The sequence below is a fragment of the Pseudomonas sp. SJZ103 genome, assembly GCF_007828335.1.
GTDB lineage: Bacteria > Pseudomonadota > Gammaproteobacteria > Pseudomonadales > Pseudomonadaceae > Aquipseudomonas.
In genome coordinates this window covers 939,139-960,368 of sequence record NZ_VIUN01000001.1, presented here as the reverse complement: position 1 = coordinate 960,368, position 21,230 = coordinate 939,139, and the positions used below count along the sequence as shown (strand labels likewise).

Genomic DNA, 21,230 nt, shown 5'->3' with positions numbered 1-21,230 from the left:
AGGTGAAAAGGCCGCCAGTCTAGTGCCCAAGACCCCTGGGGCCAAGCGCTTACGACTGACGGCGTTCCAAGACTTGTCAGTCTAGTGGGGGCGCAGTAGCTTTGAGCGCCGAATTGACGATCAGGAGCTGTCCATGACACGCGTTGCCGATTACCCGATCCATACCCAGTTCACCGAACGCTGGTCGCCGCGCGCCTTTACCGGCGAGAGCATCCCGCAGGAAACCCTGCTGAGCTTTTTCGAAGCCGCACGCTGGGCACCGTCGGCCTACAACTCGCAGCCTTGGCGTTTTCTCTATGCGCGCCGTGACACGCCGGATTGGGAGCGCTTCCTGGGCCTGCTGAATGAATTCAACCGTAGCTGGGCGCAGCATGCGTCGGCGCTGGTGATCATCGCCTCGAAAACCGACTTCATCGCCCCCGGCGCCACGGAAGAAACCCCGGCCCTGTGGCACACCTTCGACACCGGCTCGGCCTGGGGCCACCTGGCGCTGCAAGCCAGCCTCAGCGGCTGGCACACCCACGGCATGGCCGGCTTCGATCAGGAGCTGACGCGCAAGGAGCTGAAGATTCCAGAGGGTTATGCGCTGCATGCCGCCGTTGCGGTGGGCAAGCTGGGCGACAAATCGACCTTGCCGGAGTACCTGCAAGGCCGTGAAGTGCCAAGCCCGCGCAAGCCGCTGAGCGAGTTGGTGTCGGAAGGTGACTTCAGCCTCTGAAACTGACGCACTATTAAAATGTGGGAGCAAGCCCCCTCCCACATTTTCTTCCCGCGTCGGCTCAGTAACCGCGCTCGAAATCCACTTCCCCACGCAGGGCTTGCTTGGCCTTGTACGCACGTAGGTTTTCCAGGAACAACTCCACCATCATCGACGGCGAGGTCGGCGCGGAGCTGTGTCCGGTCAACAACAGGCCCCAGGCGGTCCAGAACGGGTGGCGTTGCGGCAACGGTTCCTGGCGGCACACGTCGATCACCGCGCCGGCCAGGTGTCCTTCTTTCAGGGCTTCGACCAGGTCGGCATCCACCACCGCCACACCGCGCCCAACGTTGATGAACAGGCCGGTCGGCTTGAATTGCTTGAACAGCGCGGCGTCGTACAGATCATGGGTATTCGGTGTGTTGGGCAGCAGGTTGATCACGTAGTCCACCTCCCCCACCAACCGGCCCAGTTGGTCGAGGCCGGCCACTTCGATAAACGGCGCTTGTTCCCGCGCGGTACTGGCAATGCCGTACAGCTTGACGCCAAACGGCACGAGGAACTCTGCCACGCTGCGGCCAATATCGCCGGTGCCCACGATCAACGCCTTGCGTCCCGCCAGGCTCTGGCCCGTACGGCTGTCCCACTTGCGCTCGACCTGGCTGACCAGCCGCGCGAGTACTTCGCGCTCGTGACCCAGCATGTAGGTGAGGACAAACTCGGCCATGACCTGGCCAAAAATACCGACGGCGCGGGTCAGGCGATAGTCGCGGGGCAAGCCTTCGGCCAGCAGCGGCGTGATGCCGGCCCAGGTCGATTGCAGCCACTGCGGCTGGTGGCCCTGGCGCAGCAGCGTCGCCAACAGGTCCGGCTGGCCCAGCCATATCGGGCAATCGGCGGCCAGGCGCGAGAGCTCGGCCGAGTCGCCGCTGGTGAGCACCTCAAGGTCCGGCGCGGCGTCATTGAGCAATTGGGCGTAGAGCGGGTGATCCTGTTCAGCAATCAGAACACGCATGGTTCAAACCTTTCAAAAACAGTGCAGACGGCCGCCCGCTTCCCTACGGCCACCGCCCACTAATACGATTCCATTGAAACCTGTGCCCCGGGCGGGGCACTGCCCGATCACATCGGGTCGTTGCGACGCAGCAGCTCTTCGGGCAAGTGCTCGATGTACTCGTCCTCGGCCGGCGGCATTTGCAGGTGGTAGCCCTGCTTGTCGAGGTTTTCCAGCACCACGACGATGTCTTCGCGGGACAATTTGCGCTCGGGTGTCAGTACCATGTCGAACGCGTGGTGCGGTTTACCGAAGGCCGCCATCAACGGCTCCGGCACGCGCTCCAGCGCGTCGCTTTTGAGCACGTAGAGGTACATGCCGTCTTTTTTCAAGCTGCGATAGATGGAGCAAATACGTTTCAAGGCTGTTCTCCGGCAGTGGCCAGGCTGTCGAGCAGCGCCTGGCCCATCAACTCGCGGCGCCAGCCACGCAGCGAGTCTGGCAATTTATAAGGCCCATCGGGGTAGCCACTTTTAACCAGGGCTTCGAGGGTTTTCTTGCGCAGCATCAGTTCCGGCGCCATCTCCAGGCGCTCGGCGAACGTCTGGCCCAGGGCACGCAGTTGCTTTATCAGCGTGGCAGCGTCCACCGGCAGCGGTTCAGCCACGGCAGGCGGCCACTGGTCCATAGGCACGCTGCCAGCACGCTTGATCAGGTCCAGCAGGAACTGGCCATCCTGGCGCACGGTACGCGGGTGCATGTCTTCGATCTTGCCCAGGGCGGCGAGGTTGTCCGGCTGGGATTTGGCCAGGGGCCACAGCGAGTGTTCGCGAATGATGCGGTTGCGCGGCAGGTCGCGGGCGCGGGCCTGCTGCTCGCGCCAGGCGCAGAGTTCACGCAAGACGGCGAGCTGGGCACGGGACAGTTTCCACGCCAGCTTGGCGTCACGGTACACCTCGTACGGGTCGACTTCGCGGCGCAGGTTGGCAACCAGTTCGGCGCCATCTTCCAGGACCCAGGCGTATTTATCGTCCGACAACCGCGGGCGCAGGCGAATGTAGACCTCGGCCAGGTGCACGGCGTCTTCGGCGGCGTAGCTCACCTGGGTCTCGGACAATGGCCGCTGCAGCCAGTCCGAGCGGGTCTCGCCCTTGGGCAGCTCAATATCGAGCACGGCTTGCACCAGGCGCGAGTAGCCCATGGAGAAGCCAAGGTTCAGGTAAGCGGCGGCCAATTGGGTGTCGAACAGCGGCACCGGCAGGCTGCCGGTCAGGCGCAGCAACACCTCAAGGTCTTCGCTGCAGGCGTGCACCACCTTGATCACCGCCGGGTTCTCCAGCAAAGCGGCCAAGGGTTGCCAGTTGTCGATGGTCAGGGGATCGATCAGGTAAGCGCGTACGCCATCACCAATCTGGATCAGCCCGGCAATGGGATAAAAGGTGTCGACCCGCATGAATTCGGTGTCGAGGGCGACGAATGGCAACTGCTGCCATTCGGCGCAATGCTGGCCGAGGCTATCGTTGTCGCAGATCCAGTGAATATCGATGGCCACACGGCTCTCCCTTGAAGAATGGCGCGCAGTATATATCGCGAAAGGGGCTAGCGAGCATCCGCAGTGCACAGGCAACCATGAAAACTCAGACAGGACATGAAGAATAGTCCGACAAGCGGGAGTTATCCTTTCTTACGCAGAACGTAGACCCGCCACAGGCTGGACCCCGGCATGAATTCCTGTTGATTCAAGACCTTGAATCCGGCCTGGCGAAATTCTTCTTCCACGGTGATACGCGACTGCACCGAGACAATCACCGTATCGCGGCTGACCCGATGAAATTCGCGCAGCAAGGCCATGCGCCCTTCGGTGCCGGGCACATGACGAAACAATTCCAGGCAGAAGATGCAGTCCACCGCATTCGCCGACAAGCCGATGGAAAACGCCGAGCCCTGAAAGGTCTTGACGCGCTTGAGCAAGGACGCCGGATGGTGGGTGCGGGCGTGGTCGAGCATGTCCTGGGAGTTGTCCGACGCCAGGATCACCCGGTTGATGTGTTCGGCCAACACCGGCCAGAAGCGTCCCGAGCCGCAGGCCAGGTCCAGGATCAGCCCCGGCTCGCCGGCGACCTTCAGCGCATGGCGCACCAGCCGTGCATCACGCCATGAGGCCAGGCGTTGGCGCACGCCGGGCGGGCGCGTGTCACCGCAGACCCTGGCGTGCTCGCGGTCGCAGCGCTCGGCGTATTCGATCTCGATGGAGGATGGAGGTTGTGGCGACATCGCAGGCTCATGTGACTGAAACGGTAGTGAACGACCTTGATTCGCAGCTTAACCACTGCAACGTGAAAAAAAGGTCGAAGCCCTCACAACCGTAACAGCCATCACGCCTGGTGCAGATACCAACGCCAATCCTGCTCGCCCACCTCGCCCATGAACTGGCGGTATTCAGCCCGTTTCACCGCCAGGTACACGCCCAGGAATTCACTGCCGAACGCCTCCCGCGCCCAGCTGGAAGCTTCCAGCGCGCGCAGGGTGGTGAGCCAATCGGTGGGCAGCAATTCCTTGGCCTGGGCGTAGCCGTTGCCTTCCACCGGGGCGCCGGGATCGCGTTGGTCGCGAATGCCACGATGGATGCCCGCAAGGATCGCGGCAGCTGCCAGGTAAGGGTTGGCGTCGGCGCCGCAGATGCGGTGCTCGATATGCCGGGTGTGGGCCGGACCGCCCGGCACCCGCAGGCTGACGGTGCGGTTGTCCACGCCCCAGGTGGCGGCCAGCGGCGCATAGCTGTTGGTTTGGAAACGGCGATAGGAGTTGGCGTTGGGGCAGAACATCAGCAGTGAATCTAGCAAAGTACTGAGCATGCCTCCCACTGCGTGGCGCAGCAGTGGCGTGCCGTCGGCGGCCTCACTGGCGAACAGGTTGTTGCCCTCGGCGTCGGCCAGGCTGACGTGCATATGCATGCCGGTGCCCGCCAGGTCGTCGAATGGCTTGGCCATGAAGCACGCGGCCATGCCGTGTTTGTGCGCCACGCCCTTGACCAGGCGCTTGTAGCGCACCGCTTCGTCCATGGCTTGCAGGGCGTCGGCGCGGTGTTCCAGGGTGATCTCCACCTGGCCCGGGGCGTATTCGGAGATCGCCGTGCGCGCCGGAATGCCTTGCAGTTTGCAGGCACTGTATAGGTCGGCGAGGAACGGCTCGATCTGCTCCAGCTCACGCAGGCCGTAGACCTGGGTCGCGCGCGGGCGCCCGCCGTCCACGTCCCGCGCCGGTTGCGGGCGGCCATTGCTGTCGGGTTTCTGGTCGAGCAGGTAGAACTCCAGCTCCGCCGCCATCACCGGGTAATAACCGTCGGCGTTCAGGCCTTCGATTACCTTGGCCAGCAAATGCCGGGGGTCGGCCACGGTGGCGGGCAGGCCTTCGGTGGGGTGCATGCTGACCTGCACCGCAGCGGTCGGGATCAGCCGCCACGGCATGCGCTGCAAACTGCCGCTGATCGGGTAGGCGCGGCAGTCGATATCACCCACCTCCCACACCAGCCCGGAATTTTCCACATCGTCGCCATTGATGGTCAGGCCCAGGATAGTGCTCGGCAGCGGCCGCCCGCTTTCATATACCGCCAGCAATTCGTCGCGGTGCAGCAACTTGCCGCGCGGCACGCCGTTGTTATCGAGGATAAACAGCTCGAACATCTCGATGTCCGGATGCTGTTCAAGGAAGGCGTGGGCTTCGTGCAGGCTGGCAAAAACACTCATGGGGGTTCTCGTACGTTGGTTTCAGGCAGGCGCACACAAGCGTGCGTCATCCATGGGGTAAATCAGCGTAGGAGAAAGGAATCTGGCGGGCGCGCGTGGCGGCAGTGGAACAGGGCCCAGAAGGCGAGCTCGGACGGCAATGTCGCAGGGTGAGTGTCGGGGGAGCCGTCCATAGGTGGATCACAATGATAGAGATGTGCCCAGCGTCACACGCCCGCATAGGTGTTTAAATTCAGGGTTGGCGGAGTTTGGTTGCAACTTGGCTAAACATTCGCCACACCTTGCTACCTTGGCCCTTGCTGGAAATAATGACCGCCCCCGAGCATGCCCCAAGGACTCGATCGCATGAAAACAACGATAACCCTGTGCGTACTGGCAAGCCTGGCCACATCCGCCCTGGCCGACACCGCGCCCTCACGCCTTGACCAGGTGCTTGAGCGCGGCACCCTCAGCGTCTGCACCACCGGCGACTACAAGCCCTACACCTCGTTGCGCGCCGATGGCAGCTATGAAGGCATCGACATCGCCATGGCCGAGTCCCTGGCCAAGAGCCTCAATGCCAGGATCCAATGGGTGCCCACCACCTGGAAAACCCTGATGCCGGACTTCCTCGCCCAGCGCTGCGACATCGCCGTGGGCGGTATTTCGGTGTCCCTGGAGCGCCAGAAAAAAGCCTTCTTCAGCCAGTCCCTCGGGGTCGACGGCAAGATCCCGCTGGTGCGTTGCGCCGACGTCAAGCGCTACCAGACCGTGGAGCAGATCAACCAGCCCCAGGTGCGCGTGATCGAACCGGCGGGCGGCACCAACGAAATCTTTGCCCGCGCCCACCTGGGCCAGGCGCAAATCCGCCTGCACGACAACGTGACCATCTTCGACGAACTGCTGGCCGGCAAGGCTGACGTGATGATCACCGACGCCAGCGAGGCGCGGTACCAGCAGAAACTCAAGCCGGGGCTGTGTGCGGTCAACCCGGAGCGGCAGATGCAGTACAGCGAAAAAGCCTTTTTGCTGCCCCGCGATGATGTGGCGTGGAAGAGCTATGTCGACCAGTGGTTGCACCTGAGCGTAGCCACCGGTGTCTATGACGGCATCGTCAACCAATGGTTGGCGGCGCCCTGAGCCAGAGCCGTCTACGCTGTGGTCACATCAATAAGAACGAGGGACGGGACATGAAGGGACTGCTCCGCGCCACCTGGCTGCTGCTGTTGTGTTTCAGCCAGGTGCACGCCGACACGCCGGGTGAGGACGCCCAGGCCGCCAAGGCCTTGCTGGGAAAAGCCCTGGCCTACTACCAGACCAACGGTGACAAGGCCTTCGCGGCGTTCAGCCGCCAGGGCGAGTTCATCGATCACGACCGCTATGTGTTCGTGGTCGACACCCAGGGCGTGCTGCTGGCCAGTGGCGGCCCCTCCTCCGCCTTGATCGGTCGCGATGTGTCCGAAGTGCTGGGACCGGACTTGCGCCAGTCATTCAAGGACGCGCTCAAGGTGCCGGAAAGCCAGGGTATCCAGCAGGCCGACTACCGTTGGCAGAACTGGAACGACGGCAAGGTCGAGCACAAGCATGTGTTTTACCAGCGCGTCGGCGAGCGCATCCTGGCCGTGGGTTACTACCTGCCGCGCGCCACACCCGAACAGGCCCGCGCCCTGCGCAACAATGCGGTGAACGCGCTGGTGAAGGATGAAGCCGGCACGCTCAAGGCCATCAACTCATTGCAGGGCGGCTTCCTGCAGGATGACCTCTATGTGTTTGTGGTGGACCTGAACACCCGACGCTACGTGGCCCACGGCACCAACCTGCGGCTGATCAACACCGACTTCAGCAAGATCAAGGACCCGGACGGCAAGCCGGTGGGCGAGCCGATCCTCAAGCTGATGGCCGAGCAGGACCAGGGGGAATACAAGTACCGCTGGAAAAACCCGGTGACGGGCAAGGTCGAGAACAAACACGCTTATGTGCGCAAGGTCGGGCATTTCATGGTTGCGGTGGGTTACTACAGCCCTTGATCTGAACTGGAATGCATTCAACTGTGGGAGGGGGCAAGCCCCCTCCCACACTAGGTCTCTATTGTGTCAGTCAGCGGATTTTGTCTTCACGCCCGCGCAGCATGCGATTGGGCATCGCGATCGCCGCCGCCAACCCCAACAGCGACACCCCCGCACTCACCAGCAGCAAATGCCGGAACGTCCCCCCCAATTCCCCGCGTAGGGCATCCTGCGTCGGGCCTGGCGCGGCGTTCAGGCCATCGAGCAGCACGTTGCCGGAACTGCCCTCCGCCACCAGCGCACCGCTGGCCAGGTGGGCGAAGCTGGAGTCCTGCAACAGCGCCAGCAGCAACGCCGACATGCACGCCACCCCCACCGCCCCGCCCAAAGAGCGGAACAGGTTGGTGGTGCTGGTGGCGACCCCGATGTCCCGTTGTTCCACCGAGTTCTGCGAGCCGACTAAAGAAGTGGGGAACTGCATACCGGCGGCAATCCCGCACAACAGCATGAATACACCGGTCAGCAGCACGTCCTGGGGCGCACTGTAGGCCATGCCCAGGATCGCCAGCGGGCTCAACAGCGCGCCGCTGAGGATCATCGGTTTGTAGCGCCCGGTCACCGAGGTCATGCGCCCGGCGCAATACGCACCGATGGGCAGGCCGATCGCCAGGGGCAGCAAATGCAAGGCCGCGCTGTCGGCACCACCTCCGGTCACTGTTTGAAAGCGCAGGGGCATCAGCACCGTCAGGGAAATCGCCTGGAAGCTGGTGAAGAAAATCGTGCACCAGCACAGCACCGCACTGCGGTTGGCAAACAGGTGCATCGGCAGCAAGGGCTCGCGGGCGCGGCGCTCGTGCCAGACAAACAGGGTCAATGCCACCAGCGCACAGGCCAACAACCCCAGCACCTGGCGGTCACGCCAATGATGGCCCTGGCCGATTTCGGTGATGCCCAATAGCAAGGCGGTGAGGCCGATGATCATCAGCACGGTGCCGAGGTAATCGATGATCGGCTTGCGTTGCGGCGCCGGCAGCCCCACCAGGGTGCGATGGGCCACGTACCAGGCACCCGCCCCCAACGGCAGGTTGATCAGGAACACCCAACGCCAGGATAAGTACTCGGTCATGTAGCCGCCCAACACCGGCCCGGCCACGCTGGCCACTGCGTACATGCTGCTGAAATAGCCCTGATAGCGACCGCGTTCACGGGGCGGAATGATGTCGCCGATGATCGCCTGGCTCACCGAGATCATCCCCCCCGCGCCAATGCCCTGCAGCACCCGCGCCAGCACCAGTTGTTCCATGCTCTGGGCCATGCCGCAGAACAACGAAGCGACGGTGAACAGGCCCATGCCGATCAGCATCATCGGCCGCCGCCCGTAGAGGTCGCCGAGCTTGCCGTAGATCGGCACTGCCACCGTCATCGCCACCATATAGCCGGAGATCACCCAGGCCAGCAGGTTGACGTCGTGGAATTGCGCGGAGATGGCGGGCATGGACACGGCGACGATGGTTTGGTCCAGGGCACCGAGGAAAATCGCCATCATCAACGAGGCGAGAATACTGCGCACCGCGGGGAGCGGTGGCGCGGGCTGATTGAGCTGAGTCACGGCAGAACCTTCGAGCAGGGCCCGCGGGAAAAGGCGGCCCGCGGGAATGCTCGATACGATAGCAGGCTATTCGATAGGCTCGTAAGGAAGTCCGACGTAATTTTCCGCAATGGTCTTGCGTCCGGCTTCGGAGTGAATGAAGTACTCCAGCTCGCTCTGGGCGATACGCTGGCTGAACCCGTCGGACTCAGGGAATTGATGCAACATCGAGGTCATCCACCACGAAAACCGCTCGGCCTTCCACACCCGACGCAGGCAGATGGCGGAATAACGTTCCAGCAAGTCCACCCGTCCCTCGCCATACACCTTGAGCAAAATCCGGAACAACGTGCTCACGTCGCTGGCCGCCAGGTTCAAGCCCTTGGCCCCGGTGGGTGGCACGATATGGGCCGCATCGCCGAGCAGGAACAGGCGCCCGTACTGCATCGGTTCCACCACAAAACTGCGCAGTGGCGCGATGCTTTTTTCGATGGATGGGCCGGTGACCAGCTGTTCAGCCAAGGCGTTGGGCAGGCGGGTTTTCAGTTCCGCCCAGAAGCGTTCGTCCGACCATTCGCCCACCGGCTCCTCGGCCGGCACTTGCAGGTAATAGCGGCTGCGCGTCGGTGAACGCATGCTGCACAGCGCAAAGCCTCGGTCGTGCTTGGCGTATACCAGTTCCGCGTGCACCGGCGGGGTGTCGGCGAGGATGCCCAGCCAGCCGAAGGGGTAGACCCGCTCGAACACCTTCAGCGATTCAGCCGGGATCGACTGGCGCGCCACACCGTGGAACCCATCACAGCCGGCGATGTAGTCGCACTCCAGGCGAAACGCTTCGCCCTGATGCTCGAACGTCAGCCAGGGTCGATCACTTTTAAGATCATGGGGCTGCACGTCGCGCGCTTCATACAGGGTGGTGGCGCCAGCGGCGGCGCGGGCGGCCATCAGGTCGCGGGTGACTTCGGTCTGGCCGTAGACCATCACGGACTGGCCGCCCGTCAGCGCCTTCAAATCGATGTGGGTCAGTTGACCGTCCAGCGCCAGCTCGAAGCCATCATGCACCAGGCCTTCGGCATCCATCCGCTCGCTGACGCCCGCCTCGCGCAGCAGGTTGACCATGCCCTGTTCCAGCACCCCGGCGCGGATGCGGCCTTGCACGTAGTCGGCACTCTGGCGCTCCAGGATGAGGGTCTGGATACCGGCGTTGTGCAACAGTTGGCCAAGCAACAGCCCGGAGGGACCGGCGCCGATGATGGCGACTTGGGTTTTCAGCGTTTTCATTATTTTTATCGCCCGCAAATTCCACACGAACGGATCGAGTGAAAGAGTTGTCATTGATCTGGTAGCTGACAGTTTTCACTTGAGTGCGCAGTATAAGAAGGTGAAAACTGCGATAAAACCTGCGCTTTTTGCCAATTCGGGCGATTACCGCACCACTGTCCTGAGTATCGGATTGAAACCATGACCAACACCGCGATTCCGGTCTTCAAGCTTTACGGAGAAAGCCAGCAATGGCCGACCCCCGATTTGTTGCACTGCGAAACCATTTCCCGCCGCAGTCGGGAATACCAGTGGGAAATCCAGCCCCACCGGCACGCGGATCTGTGCCAGCTGCTGTATGTGCACAAAGGCCAGGCCGAGTTAGAAATCGAAGGTCAGCGCACCACGCTCAACGAAGCCACACTGCAGGTCTTGCCGCCGTTGTGCGTGCATGGGTTTCGCTTTGCCGAAGATGTCGAAGGCTATGTGGTCACCCTCGCGGCTCCGCTGGTCAGCCACTTGCAAGCCCAACTGGGCGCAACGGCAGGCGGTTTGCAGACCCTGGGCAGCTACCCGGCGGGCCAGGACAGTGACTACCTCAACAGCCAGTTCGCCCGCCTGCAGGACGAATACGCCGACGACCAACCGGCCCGGGACATGTTGATGCACGCGCTGGTCAGTGTGCTGCTGGTGTGGATCAGCCGACAGGCCATCCAGCGCCGCCACCCGCGCGCGCCAAGGGGCCGCGAGTACTTCCGGCGCTTTACGCAATTGGTTGAACAGCACTATCGGGAACACCCGAAGATTGAGGATCTGGCCCACAAGCTGGGTATCTCGGTCTCACACCTGAATGGGACGTGTCGGGAACTGGGCGGGCAGCCTGCCTTGCAGATCATGCATGACCGCCAATTACTCGAAGCCAAGCGCCTGCTGACCTACACCAGCATGACCATCAACGAAATGTCGGAAGTACTGGGTTTTTCCGACCCGACCAACTTCTCTCGGCTGTTCCGCCGACGGGTCGGGTTCTCACCCAAGGCGTTTCGCGAGCAACTCAAAGCCGAACAGCCGCTTACCTGAGTGCACTGAAACTACCGGTATGGGGAACGCAATGATCCTGATGACAGCTGATCGCAAAGGTCGGCTGCATACGGGTCTGTTCCACGCGGTAGGCGGCAGTTCCGTACAGTGCGCTGGCCAGGGCGCAGAGGGTGAAAATCATCAGGTATTTTCTGGTTTTGATGCTCATGGCACAGACCTCTGAACGGATCTACAGGGTGCTGTTTAAAGCATAGGCCAAGCAGGGCGAGTTGCCATTATTGGACGACATTCAACAGGGTTATGTCGCCTTAGATACCAATATCCCACAACGGCTCCTCGGGGAACCTCACCACCAGGAAATCCAGCAGGCTGCGCAGCGCCGAAGGCATGTGCTTGCGCGATGCATAGACCGCGTAGATGTTCATCTGCCGAGGTTCGGCCTCGGGCAGCAGACGTACCAGTTCACCACGGCGGATGTGCTCGCCGGCCTGGTAGCTGGGCAACATCGCCACCCCGCCCCCAGCCAGCGCCACGCGTAACAACGTACTGGCTTCGTTAGCGGTGATATTGCCGTGCACCGGCACCGACACGTGCTCGCCGTGCTCTTCGAAATGCCACAGGCTTTTGCCGAAGTACGAGTGGGTCAGGCAGTTGTGCCGGGCCAGGTCTTCGACTTTCTGCGGCGCCGGGTGCTCCAATAGGTACGCCGGGGTTGCGCACACCACCGAGCGACAGACCGTCAGGCGCCGGGCGATCAGGTTCGGGTCCAGGTCGTTACTGGTACGGATGGCCAGGTCGATGCGCTCATCCACCAGGTTCACCGTGCGGTCGAGCATTTGCAGGTCAATGGTCACCAAGGGGTAGCGCTTGACGTACTCGGCGATGGCCTCGGCCAATTGCGCCTGGCCGAACGAGGTGCTGACACTCAGGCGCAACAGGCCACGGGGCGCATTATCAGGCTCACTGACGGCGGCCTGCATATCGCCGCACAATTCCAGGAGTTGCCGACAGCGTGGCAAGGTTTCGCCACCGGCCGCCGTAAGGCTGAGTTTGCGCGTGGTGCGGTGCAACAGGCGCGCGCCGACCCAGTCTTCCAACTCGGCCAGGTAACGCGACACCACCGGGCGCGACAGGTCCAAATGGTCGGCAGCAGCGGACTGGCTGCCCAGGTCCACCACCGTGACAAATACGCGCATTGCTTGAAGACGATCCATGATTTGCCCGATTTCAGAAACAAACTATGTCCCAGCATCGCATTTTTAGTTCGGTTTAGTGCAACTAAGCTCTGTGCATCCTTTGAATCGACTGCTGGAGCTGCCCGATGTTCTCAACCCTCAAGCGCTTGACCTTCACCGCTGCCGTGGCGTTTGCCGGCCATGCAGCGGCGGCCGACCTGACCCTTGATGTCTACAACCCAGGCGAGGCGGCAATCTTCCCGGTCAGCTCGGTGCTGGTCAGCGGCGCCAAAGACGCGATCCTGGTGGATGCGCAATTCGGCAAGGGCCAGGCCGAGCAACTGGTGCAGAAGATTCGCGCCAGCGGCAAACACCTGACCACCATCTACATCAGCCACGGCGACCCGGATTACTACTTCGGCCTCGACACCCTGACAGCCGCGTTCCCCGACGCCAAGGTGCTGGCGCCGCAACCGGTGGTCGACCATATCAATGCCACCGTGGCCGGCAAACTTGAGTTCTGGGGCCCGAAAATGGGTGCCGACAAACCGGGCAAAACCATCGTGCCCCAAGCGCTGCAAGGCCACAGCCTGGCCCTTGAAGGGCAGCAATTGGAGGTGATCGGCCTGGACGGCCCGCAACCGGACCGCAGCTTCGTGTGGATCCCGTCGATCAAGGCCGTGGTCGGGGGCGTGGTGGTCGCGCAAAACATTCACCTGTGGATGGCCGACACCCAAAGCGCGCAATCCCATAAAGACTGGCTTGCGACCCTGCAACGCATCGAACAGCTGCAGCCACGCACAGTGATTCCGGGCCACTACCTGGGCACGCCATCGCCGAAATCGGTGGCCTTTACTGCCGATTACATCAAGGCCTTCGACGTAGAAACCGCCAAGGCCAAGGACGCCGCCGCCCTGATCGCGGCCATGAAAAAACGTTACCCCTCCCTCGCCGACGAAAGCTCGCTGGAACTGAGCGCCAAAGTCGCCAAGGGCGAAATGAAGTGGTGAATGGCTTTAAACCCTAACCGTACTGGAGAACGTCATGAGCAAGATCGCAATCATTGGGGCCACCGGCCGTGCCGGCAGCCAATTGCTGGAAGAAGCACTGCGTCGTGGGCATAGCGTGGTGGCTATCGCGCGTAACACCGACAAGCTGGCTGTACGCCCCGGCGTCACCGTCAAGCAGGTTGATGCACTGGATGCCAATGCCCTGGAACAAGCCATCAGCGGCAGCGATGTGGTGATCAGTGCGGCACATTTCGCCACCCTGCCCGCCAGCGCCGTGATCGGCCCGGTGAAAAAAGCCGGGGTGAAACGCCTGCTGGTGGTGGGCGGCGCCGGTTCGTTGCTGCTGCCGGGTGGCGGACGTGTGATCGACAGCGAGGGCTTCCCGGCTGAATACAAAACCGAAGCCAGTGCAGGGGCCGCGTTTCTCGATGTGCTGCGCCAGGAAAAGGACTTGGATTGGACGTTCCTGTCGCCATCGGCCTTGTTCGATGGCACCGAGCGCACCGGTAAATTCCGCCTGGGCCAGGATGACTTGCTGGTGAGCAGTGACGGTACCAGCTCGATCAGCTTTGCCGACTACGCCATCGCCATGATCGACGAAGTGGAAGCACCGAAGCACTCGCGCCAGCGCTTTACCGTCGGCTACTGACCCAACGCGGTCAAGAAATGTGGGAGGGGGCTTGCTCCCGATAGCGGTGGTTCAGTTGGAGCCTCTTTGGCTGACACACCGCTATCGGGAGCAAGCCCCCTCCCACATTTGGATCTTCAGCGCCTACGACTGTTGTGCCTGGCTCACTAGCCAATCCATCAGCGCTTCAAGCCCTGCCGACGGCACCGTCCCCGGCGGATACACCAGGTAATACCCCTTCCCCGTCGGCACCCGCAGTTCAAACGGCATCACCAACCGCCCCGCCTTCAGGTCCTCGCCCATCAACGCACTGTCGCCCATCGCCACCCCGGAGCCCTGGGAGGCCACGTTCATTGCCAAATCCAACGTCTCGAAATGATGCCCCTGGCTCAAGTTGCTCAACCGCGTATCCGCCGCCTTGAGCCACCGCGCCCAATCGCGCTCGTCCCGCGTGGGGTGCAGCAGCACCTGTTGCTGCAGGTCCGCCGGGGAGTGCAAACCGGCGAGCAGGGCCGGTGCGCAGACCGGGGTGAGTTGTTCGTCGAACAAGTGCCGCGCCTCGGCCGACTGCTCGGCGATGGGCGCATAGATCACCGCCGCGTCGAATTGCTCGCGACGAAAATCCACGCTGTAGGCCACGGTGGTGGTGAGTTCCACCGGCACATCCGGGCGTTCCTTTTGCCACTGCATCAAGCGCGGCAACAACCAGCGCATCACACAGGTGGACGCCTTGATTTGCAGGGTATGGCGACGATTGCCGATCTGCTCCACCGCGTCACCGAGCAGGCCGAACACCTGCTGCACCCGTTGCGACCACTCGCGACCTTCTTCGGTCAGGCTCAACCCCCGTGCCTGGCGCTGGAACAAGGCGTAGCCCAAATGGCTCTCCAGCCCGGCGATCTGCCGGCTCACCGCGCCTTGGGTGATGTGCAGTTGCTCGGCGGCGCGGGTGAAGTTGCAGCACTGGGCCGTGACCCAGAAGGTATGCAACGCGGGCAGTGGCGGAAGGCGTTTCATAAGGGCGCAGCCATGACGTGAGGACATGGCTAGTATGACTTTTTATCGATTGTTGCCGCTACGGGCCAACCGGTCCAATACCGCCACGATTCCATAACAAGAGCGACACCTATGGCGACCTGCGGCGAAGTATTGGTCAACCTCCTGGAAAGCTACGGCGTGGACCAGGTGTTTGGTATCCCCGGCGTGCACACCGTGGAGCTGTATCGCGGCCTGGCCCGCTCGAACATCCGCCACGTCACCCCGCGCCACGAACAGGGCGCCGGCTTTATGGCCGACGGCTACGCGCGCACGAGTGGCAAGCCGGGCGTGTGTTTCATCATCACCGGCCCGGGCATGACCAATATCACCACGGCCATGGGCCAGGCCTATGCCGACTCGATCCCGATGCTGGTGATTTCCAGCGTGCAATCGCGCAGCCAGTTGGGCGGTGGGCGCGGCAAGCTGCATGAGCTGCCGAACCAGGGCGCGATGATGGCCGGCGTGGCGGCGTTCTCCCATACATTGATGTCGGCAGCGGAGTTGCCTGCCGTGCTGGCGCGGGCGTTTGCGTTGTTCCAGGCCGGCAGGCCGCGCCCGGTGCATATCGAAATCCCGTTGGATGTGCTGGTGGAAAACGCCGATGCACTGCTCGGCAGTCAACCGGTCAGCATCGCCCGTGCCGGTGCGGCACCGTCGGCGGTCAAACAGATGAGCCAGTTGCTCGCCGCCGCCAAACGCCCGCTGATCCTGGCCGGTGGCGGCGCGATTGAGGCGGCCGCCGAAGTGACCCGTCTGGCCGAAACCCTCGGCGCGCCGGTGGCCCTGACTATCAACGCCAAGGGCATGCTGCCGTCCAATCACCCGCTGCTGATCGGCTCGACCCAGTCCCTGGTCGCTACCCGCGCGCTGGTGGCCGAGGCCGATGTGGTGCTGGCCATCGGCACCGAGCTGGCCGAGACCGACTACGACGTGACCTTCGCCGGTGGCTTCGAGATACCCGGCGCGCTGCTGCGCATCGATATCGACCCCGACCAGACCGTGCGCAACTACCCGCCGCACCTCGCACTGGTGGCCGATGCGCAGATCGCCGCCGATGCCTTGCTGACGGAATTGAACCGCACGCCGCTGGGCCCTCGCCACACCGACTGGGGCGCTCAGCGCGTCGCCCGGTTGTGGGCCGAACTGGTCCCCACCTGGGACGCCGCCACCCGCGCGCAAACCCTGTTCCTCAATACGGTGCTGGAGGCTCTGCCGGGCGCCGTGCTGGTGGGCGATTCGACCCAACCGGTGTACAGCGGCAACCTGACCCTGAACCTCGACCACCCGCGCCGCTGGTTCAATTCCTCCACCGGCTACGGCACCTTGGGCTACGCCCTGCCCGCCGCCATCGGCGCCTGGTTGGGCCGTGGCGATGGGCAGCCGGTGGTGTGTTTGATCGGCGACGGCGGGCTGCAATTCACCCTGCCGGAACTGGCCAGCGCGGTGGAAGCGCGCACGCCGATCATCGTGCTGCTGTGGAATAACCAGGGGTATGAAGAGATCAAGAAATACATGCTCAACCGCGCCATCGAGCCGGTCGGCGTGGACATCTACACCCCGGACTTTATCGGCGTGGCCAAGGCCCTCGGCAGTGCTGCCGACAGCGCTCACAGCGTTGCACAGCTACGCAGCGCCTTGCACGCCGCCGCTGATCGCCAGGGGCCGACGCTGATTGAGATCGACCAGAACCTATGGATGCAGGAGGTAGCGGTATGAGCGCAGTATTGAACGGTGTGTATATCGACGGCACATGGCGCGCAGGCCATGAAGTGCTGGAGGTGATCAACCCGGCCACCGAGGCGACGCTGGCGCGCATCAGCGTCGGCGATGCGCAGGCCGTGACCCAAGCCGTCGATGCGGCCAGCGTGGCCTTTGTCGATTGGTCTAAAAGTACCGGCCGTGATCGCGCCAGCCTGCTGCGCAAAATTGCCCAAGGCGTCAGCGCGCAGCGCGAACAGCTGATGCACGTGCAGTCGAGCAACAACGGCAAGCCACTGTTTGAAGCCGGCATCGATGTGGACGACGTGATCGCCACGTTCGAATACTACGCCGGCATCGCCGACGCCATGGACGCCGGCCAGGACCTCCCGGTGGCGCTGCCCAGCGATGACTTCAGCGCGCGCCTGCGCCGTGAGCCGTGCGGCGTGGTGGGGCTGATCGTGCCGTGGAATTTCCCGATGGTCACCACCGCGTGGAAACTCGCCCCGGCCCTCGCTGCCGGTTGCTGCGTGGTGCTCAAACCGTCGGAAGTCACGCCGCTGGCGGAGTTACAGTTGGCGCAAATCATCGCTGACGCGGGCTGCCCGGCGGGGGTGTTCAACTTGGTGTGCGGCACCGGCTTGGCCGTTGGCGCACCGCTGGCGGCAGACCGTCGCGTGGCGAAGATTTCCTTCACCGGCAGCAACGCCGTGGGCGTACAGGTGATGCAACGCGCAGCGGAAACCATCAAGGGGGTGAGTCTGGAGTTGGGTGGTAAATCTTCGCTGCTGATACTGGCGGATGCCGACCTCGACCTGGCGGTGGAGCTGGCGTGTGGCGGTGGTTTTTTCAACGCCGGGCAAATGTGTTCCGCCACTAGCCGCGTGCTGGTGGCCGATAACCTGGCGGATGAATTCCTGCAGCGCTTGCAGGCACGGGTTGAAGGGATTCGCGTCGCCGACCCGTTTGCCGACGACGTGGAAATGGGCGCCTTGATCAACCGCGTGCAGTATCAGCGGGTGCTGGGGCATATCCAACGGGGCGTCGAGGCTGGCGCGCGATTGTTGTGTGGCGGTGAACGCCCGGCGAACCTGGCGAAGGGCTACTTCATTCGCCCGACGGTGTTTACCGACGTGCCATTGGACAGTGCATTGTGGAACGAAGAAATCTTCGGCCCGGTGCTGTGTGTACGACCTTTTGCCACTGAGCAAGAGGCCATTGCCCTGGCCAACGACAGCGAGTTCGGCCTGGTGGCCAGCGTGATCAGTCGCAGCGTCGAGACCACCGAGCGCGTGGCGAATGCCTTGCAGGCCGGGTTGGTGTGGATCAACGCACCGCAGGTGATCTTCCCGCAGACCGCATGGGGTGGTTACAAGCAGAGCAGTATCGGCCGTGAGCTGGGCCCGTGGGGGCTGGCGGCGTTTCAGGAGATCAAGCATGTGATCCGGTCTATCTGACGGCGCAGCCTCCCTGTGGAATGTGGACCAATGTGGGAGGGGGCTTGCTCCCGATAGCGCTGATTCAGTTGGAGCATCTTTGACTGACACACCGCTATCGGAAGCAAGCCCCCTCTCACATTTTGATTTGCGGTGTTTCAGTTAACTGGAATTTTTAGATAGCCCCTGCGACTTTCTCATTTGCCCCCCTCCCCCAGGCGTGGCCTGATTCGCCCTTGTTCATTCAAGGCAGGCCCATGGAAAACGTTCAGGCAAAACCCACCACCGCCGTGTGGCTGATGATCAGCGTCGTCCTGGTCGCCCTTAACCTGCGGCCGTCGATGGCCGCCGTGGGGCCGTTGTTGTCGTCGATTCGCGGCGAGGTGCCGTTGAGTTTCAGCAGCGCGGCGTTGCTGACCATGTTGCCGGTCATGGCCATGGGCCTGGCGATGTTCTTTGGCATGGGCCTGGCCAAGCGTTTTGGCGAGCACCGCAGCATTGTGCTGTCACTGCTGGTGATTGGCGCGGCGACGTTGTCGCGATTGTTCCTGGATTCGGCCATGGAATTGATCGTCAGCGCGATTGCCGCCGGTGTGGGTATCGCCATGATCCAGGCGCTGATGCCGGCCCTGATCAAGTCGCGGTTCAGCGACAACGTGTCGTTATTCATGGGCCTCTACGTCACCGCCATCATGGGCGGCGCGGCGCTGGCGGCAGCGTTCTCCCCCTTCGTGCAGGTGCAGACCGGCAGCTGGCGCATCGGGCTGGCGATCTGGGCGTTTCTGGCGCTGCTGGCCCTGGTGCTCTGGTACGCCCAGCGCTCGGTATTGCCACCGCTTCCCCACGCCGCCGCCGGCCCTCAGGAAGCGTTTTTCGGCAACGGTCGCGCCTGGTTGCTGGCGATCTTTTTCGGCCTCGGTACAGCGTCCTACACCTGCGTACTGGCGTGGCTGGCGCCGTACTACGTGGAGCAAGGCTGGAGCGAACAGAATGCCGGGTTGTTGCTGGGTTTTCTGACCGCGATGGAGGTGGTGTCCGGCCTGGTCACGCCGGCCATCGCCAACCGTCGCCGGGATAAACGCGGGGTGGTGGCGGTGTTGCTGGTGCTGATCATCCTCGGGTTCTGCGGCTTGATCCTCAGCCCGCAGCACCTCAGCTTGCTATGGCCATGCCTGCTCGGCCTGGGTATCGGCGGGCTGTTCCCGATGAGCCTGATCCTGTCCCTCGACCACCTCGACAACCCGCGTCGCGCGGGGGGCCTTACCGCATTCGTGCAGGGCATCGGCTACCTGATTGCCGGCCTGTCGCCGCTGATTGCCGGGATGATCCGCGACCAACTGGGCAGCTTCGAATGGGCCTGGTGGTCGCTGACGGCGGTGATCGTGGTGATGCTGTTGATCGTCACACGCTTCAACCCAAAGCATTACGCAGAACATATTCGCTGACGTCGTGTTGCAAACAGTATTTGTCCCACACCAAACATAGAAACGCCCTACAGAGCTTTCTATTGGCACGGCCGTTCCGTTAAGCTTTCGCGCTGTCTTGTACTGACTTCGGTACATGGGGTTTACGGACGAAACCGATGTTAAACAGTAACTTGCTCAGAAAACTCGATATGCAGGACTTGATGGTGTTTATCGCCGTCTATGACCAGAGCAGCGTTACCGAGGTGTCAGAAACACTGTTCGTCAGCCAGTCCACCGTGAGCTACAGCCTGAAGAAACTGCGGACCAGTTTTGAAGACGAGCTGTTTATCAACACGCGGGCGGGCATGCGGCCTACGTACAAGGCCACCACCATGTACGCCCATGTGCAGAAGATCCTCGAAAGCATCAACCTGTGCCACGCCGGTGGCCAGGCCTTCGACCCGACCCAGAAGGCTGTGACCTTCAATGTCTGCGCGCCGGAGTACTTCGAACAACTGATCCTGCCGCGCCTGTTGAAGCATTTCGACCGCGCCGACCTGCCGGTGATCGTCAATGTGCAGAAACTGGAAGCCGACATCCCCGCCGACGACCTGCGCGAGGGCCGCCTGGACCTGGTGATCTGCTTCGGCCCGCACTTTCACCGCGCCCATAAAGACTTCAAGACCCAGATGCTGCTGGAAGACGACTTGGTATGCGTCTTCGATAAACGCGCGGCACCGCGCGAGGCGGCGTTCAGCCTGCAATCGTTCGTCGAGCGGCGCCACGTGTTCCCCACGCCCTGGACCTCCGACACCAACATGATCGACGGCTGGCTGGCGCGCCAGGCCCACAAGCGCCAGGTGATCGCCCGGGCCAACAGCTACAGCGCAGCGCTGAAGATGATCACCGGCACCGACTTCATCGTCACCCTGCCGCGCCGCGTGCAAAAACTGCTGGCGCCCGCGACGGTGTTCGGCCACTGCGAGGCCCCCAACGGGTTGCCGGGGTTCACCCTGGATATGCAGTGGAATGAAAGCAGTGAACAGGACAGTGCCAATACCTGGTTTCGTGAGCAGGTGGTAAAGGTGTGTGCGGATCAGGGATTACTCTAACGTCTGTGGCGAGGGCGTTTGCTCCCTCGCCACGATGGATTGCGGGTTAGCCGATGGCGACTTTGCTGTAGGAATCGCGATCCATGTCGACCAGCAGGACGCTGAGCTGAACCTGTATATCCGCCGGCCAGTCGCCCAGATCCTGCAATGCTGCCAGCAGGCTTTGCGACAATTGCTGCTTGACCTGCGGCGACCGCCCGCTGAGCAGCGACAGCTTCACCGCGATGAAACCGCGTGGGTTGAGGGAGGTGCCCACCTGAAAACTCTCGACCTTCACGGCACGGCTTTTGATATCGAACTCGGAACCGAACTGCCCGGACGCCATCAGCACATTGTTGAGACGCAACAGGGTTTTCTCGACGGCCAGGTTTGTCAGGTTGGCGGTGTATTCCAAGTGCAGGTGTGGCATGGATGAC

The 21,230-nt window shown here is 62.6% G+C and carries 21 protein-coding genes; 10 read left to right on the top strand and 11 right to left on the bottom strand.

Annotation, left to right across the window (positions count from 1 at the left end; translation table 11 throughout):
- Positions 1-133: 133 nt before the first annotated feature.
- Complete coding sequence (locus FBY10_RS04565) at positions 134-718, top strand: nitroreductase family protein (RefSeq protein ID WP_131698915.1); 585 nt, start codon at positions 134-136, stop codon at positions 716-718.
- A gap of 61 nt (positions 719-779) precedes the next feature.
- On the opposite strand, the gene FBY10_RS04560 is transcribed toward FBY10_RS04565, so the two are convergent.
- The 5 genes from FBY10_RS04560 to FBY10_RS04540 all read right to left on the bottom strand — a co-directional run bounded on the left by FBY10_RS04560 (position 780) and on the right by FBY10_RS04540 (position 5,437).
- Entirely contained in the window at positions 780-1,712 is a 933-nt protein-coding gene (locus FBY10_RS04560; protein ID WP_145334871.1) for a D-2-hydroxyacid dehydrogenase, read from the bottom strand.
- Positions 1,713-1,819: 107 nt separating this feature from the next.
- On the bottom strand, positions 1,820-2,113 hold the full coding sequence (locus FBY10_RS04555; RefSeq protein WP_065938924.1) for a YcgL domain-containing protein: 294 nt from the start codon (positions 2,111-2,113) through the stop codon (positions 1,820-1,822).
- Positions 2,110-3,243, bottom strand: coding sequence for a ribonuclease D (gene rnd / locus FBY10_RS04550; RefSeq protein ID WP_131698913.1), 1,134 nt, complete (start codon positions 3,241-3,243; stop codon positions 2,110-2,112). Before rnd ends, FBY10_RS04555 begins: the two co-directional genes overlap by 4 nt.
- 122 nt (positions 3,244-3,365) lie before the next feature.
- Positions 3,366-3,965 (bottom strand): class I SAM-dependent methyltransferase, encoded by a 600-nt coding sequence (locus tag FBY10_RS04545; protein ID WP_131698912.1) that lies wholly within the window; start codon positions 3,963-3,965, stop codon positions 3,366-3,368.
- 101 nt (positions 3,966-4,066) lie between these two features.
- Positions 4,067-5,437 (bottom strand): glutamine synthetase family protein, encoded by a 1,371-nt coding sequence (locus FBY10_RS04540; protein ID WP_145334873.1) that lies wholly within the window; start codon positions 5,435-5,437, stop codon positions 4,067-4,069.
- A gap of 345 nt (positions 5,438-5,782) precedes the next feature.
- On the opposite strand from FBY10_RS04540, the gene FBY10_RS04535 reads away from it, so the two are divergent.
- Together FBY10_RS04535 and FBY10_RS04530 are read left to right on the top strand one after the other, a co-directional pair.
- Positions 5,783-6,556 carry a transporter substrate-binding domain-containing protein gene (locus tag FBY10_RS04535; protein WP_145334875.1) on the top strand — a complete coding sequence of 258 codons (774 nt, stop codon included), beginning with the start codon at positions 5,783-5,785 and terminating at the stop codon, positions 6,554-6,556.
- 50 nt (positions 6,557-6,606) lie between these two features.
- Positions 6,607-7,443, top strand: coding sequence for a cache domain-containing protein (locus tag FBY10_RS04530; RefSeq protein WP_145334877.1), 837 nt, complete (start codon positions 6,607-6,609; stop codon positions 7,441-7,443).
- A 70-nt stretch (positions 7,444-7,513) separates the two neighbouring features.
- On the opposite strand, the gene FBY10_RS04525 is transcribed toward FBY10_RS04530, so the two are convergent.
- Together FBY10_RS04525 and pobA are read right to left on the bottom strand one after the other, a co-directional pair.
- Entirely contained in the window at positions 7,514-9,031 is a 1,518-nt protein-coding gene (locus tag FBY10_RS04525; RefSeq protein WP_145334879.1) for an MDR family MFS transporter, read from the bottom strand.
- Between the two features lie 66 nt (positions 9,032-9,097).
- A complete protein-coding gene (gene pobA, locus FBY10_RS04520; protein ID WP_178116724.1) occupies positions 9,098-10,282 on the bottom strand; it encodes a 4-hydroxybenzoate 3-monooxygenase in 1,185 nt (394 codons plus the stop codon).
- Positions 10,283-10,471: 189 nt separating this feature from the next.
- Here pobA and FBY10_RS04515 point away from each other — a divergent pair, with 189 nt between their 5' ends.
- Positions 10,472-11,350: a helix-turn-helix domain-containing protein gene (locus tag FBY10_RS04515; protein ID WP_131698906.1), complete on the top strand. Its 879-nt coding sequence runs from the start codon at positions 10,472-10,474 to the stop codon at positions 11,348-11,350.
- Here FBY10_RS04515 and FBY10_RS31440 read toward each other — a convergent pair.
- Together FBY10_RS31440 and FBY10_RS04510 are read right to left on the bottom strand one after the other, a co-directional pair.
- A complete protein-coding gene (locus FBY10_RS31440) occupies positions 11,343-11,519 on the bottom strand; it encodes a hypothetical protein (RefSeq protein ID WP_167656097.1) in 177 nt (58 codons plus the stop codon). The two genes, FBY10_RS04515 and FBY10_RS31440, sit on opposite strands and share 8 nt — an antisense overlap.
- Before the next feature lie 100 nt (positions 11,520-11,619).
- Positions 11,620-12,525, bottom strand: a complete 906-nt coding sequence (locus FBY10_RS04510) for a LysR family transcriptional regulator (protein ID WP_145334881.1) — start codon at positions 12,523-12,525, stop codon at positions 11,620-11,622.
- 107 nt (positions 12,526-12,632) lie between these two features.
- Between FBY10_RS04510 and FBY10_RS04505 the strand changes: the two genes are divergently transcribed.
- Both FBY10_RS04505 and FBY10_RS04500 read left to right on the top strand, forming a co-directional pair.
- Entirely contained in the window at positions 12,633-13,496 is an 864-nt protein-coding gene (locus FBY10_RS04505; RefSeq protein WP_145334883.1) for an MBL fold metallo-hydrolase, read from the top strand.
- Positions 13,497-13,530: 34 nt separating this feature from the next.
- Complete coding sequence (locus tag FBY10_RS04500; RefSeq protein WP_145334884.1) at positions 13,531-14,145, top strand: NAD(P)-dependent oxidoreductase; 615 nt, start codon at positions 13,531-13,533, stop codon at positions 14,143-14,145.
- A 123-nt stretch (positions 14,146-14,268) separates the two neighbouring features.
- Here FBY10_RS04500 and FBY10_RS04495 read toward each other — a convergent pair whose 3' ends face one another.
- A complete protein-coding gene (locus tag FBY10_RS04495; RefSeq protein ID WP_145334885.1) occupies positions 14,269-15,141 on the bottom strand; it encodes a LysR substrate-binding domain-containing protein in 873 nt (290 codons plus the stop codon).
- 111 nt (positions 15,142-15,252) lie between these two features.
- Here FBY10_RS04495 and FBY10_RS04490 point away from each other — a divergent pair, with 111 nt between their 5' ends.
- The 4 genes from FBY10_RS04490 to FBY10_RS04475 all read left to right on the top strand — a co-directional run bounded on the left by FBY10_RS04490 (position 15,253) and on the right by FBY10_RS04475 (position 20,814).
- On the top strand, positions 15,253-16,878 hold the full coding sequence (locus FBY10_RS04490) for a 5-guanidino-2-oxopentanoate decarboxylase (protein ID WP_145334886.1): 1,626 nt from the start codon (positions 15,253-15,255) through the stop codon (positions 16,876-16,878).
- Complete coding sequence (locus FBY10_RS04485) at positions 16,875-18,317, top strand: aldehyde dehydrogenase family protein (RefSeq protein WP_145334887.1); 1,443 nt, start codon at positions 16,875-16,877, stop codon at positions 18,315-18,317. The genes FBY10_RS04490 and FBY10_RS04485 overlap by 4 nt, the downstream gene beginning before the upstream one ends.
- A 236-nt stretch (positions 18,318-18,553) precedes the next feature.
- Positions 18,554-19,741 (top strand): cyanate transporter, encoded by a 1,188-nt coding sequence (locus FBY10_RS04480; protein ID WP_145334888.1) that lies wholly within the window; start codon positions 18,554-18,556, stop codon positions 19,739-19,741.
- 137 nt (positions 19,742-19,878) lie between these two features.
- Positions 19,879-20,814, top strand: a complete 936-nt coding sequence (locus FBY10_RS04475; RefSeq protein ID WP_131698898.1) for a LysR family transcriptional regulator — start codon at positions 19,879-19,881, stop codon at positions 20,812-20,814.
- A gap of 46 nt (positions 20,815-20,860) precedes the next feature.
- Here the strand turns inward: FBY10_RS04475 and FBY10_RS04470 are convergent, their stop codons facing one another.
- Positions 20,861-21,223: a 5-carboxymethyl-2-hydroxymuconate Delta-isomerase gene (locus FBY10_RS04470; protein WP_131698897.1), complete on the bottom strand. Its 363-nt coding sequence runs from the start codon at positions 21,221-21,223 to the stop codon at positions 20,861-20,863.
- Between the last annotated feature and the right edge of the window lie 7 nt (positions 21,224-21,230).

Coding starts and splice junctions, on each gene's coding strand:
- FBY10_RS04565 (WP_131698915.1), top strand. CDS start 134: ATGACACGCGTTGCCGATTACCCGATCCATACCCAGTTCACCGAACGC.
- FBY10_RS04560 (WP_145334871.1), bottom strand. CDS start 1,712: ATGCGTGTTCTGATTGCTGAACAGGATCACCCGCTCTACGCCCAATTG.
- FBY10_RS04545 (WP_131698912.1), bottom strand. CDS start 3,965: ATGTCGCCACAACCTCCATCCTCCATCGAGATCGAATACGCCGAGCGC.
- FBY10_RS04540 (WP_145334873.1), bottom strand. CDS start 5,437: ATGAGTGTTTTTGCCAGCCTGCACGAAGCCCACGCCTTCCTTGAACAG.
- FBY10_RS04535 (WP_145334875.1), top strand. CDS start 5,783: ATGAAAACAACGATAACCCTGTGCGTACTGGCAAGCCTGGCCACATCC.
- FBY10_RS04530 (WP_145334877.1), top strand. CDS start 6,607: ATGAAGGGACTGCTCCGCGCCACCTGGCTGCTGCTGTTGTGTTTCAGC.
- FBY10_RS04515 (WP_131698906.1), top strand. CDS start 10,472: ATGACCAACACCGCGATTCCGGTCTTCAAGCTTTACGGAGAAAGCCAG.
- FBY10_RS31440 (WP_167656097.1), bottom strand. CDS start 11,519: ATGAGCATCAAAACCAGAAAATACCTGATGATTTTCACCCTCTGCGCC.
- FBY10_RS04510 (WP_145334881.1), bottom strand. CDS start 12,525: ATGGATCGTCTTCAAGCAATGCGCGTATTTGTCACGGTGGTGGACCTG.
- FBY10_RS04505 (WP_145334883.1), top strand. CDS start 12,633: ATGTTCTCAACCCTCAAGCGCTTGACCTTCACCGCTGCCGTGGCGTTT.
- FBY10_RS04500 (WP_145334884.1), top strand. CDS start 13,531: ATGAGCAAGATCGCAATCATTGGGGCCACCGGCCGTGCCGGCAGCCAA.
- FBY10_RS04495 (WP_145334885.1), bottom strand. CDS start 15,141: ATGAAACGCCTTCCGCCACTGCCCGCGTTGCATACCTTCTGGGTCACG.
- FBY10_RS04490 (WP_145334886.1), top strand. CDS start 15,253: ATGGCGACCTGCGGCGAAGTATTGGTCAACCTCCTGGAAAGCTACGGC.
- FBY10_RS04485 (WP_145334887.1), top strand. CDS start 16,875: ATGAGCGCAGTATTGAACGGTGTGTATATCGACGGCACATGGCGCGCA.
- FBY10_RS04480 (WP_145334888.1), top strand. CDS start 18,554: ATGGAAAACGTTCAGGCAAAACCCACCACCGCCGTGTGGCTGATGATC.
- FBY10_RS04475 (WP_131698898.1), top strand. CDS start 19,879: ATGTTAAACAGTAACTTGCTCAGAAAACTCGATATGCAGGACTTGATG.
- FBY10_RS04470 (WP_131698897.1), bottom strand. CDS start 21,223: ATGCCACACCTGCACTTGGAATACACCGCCAACCTGACAAACCTGGCC.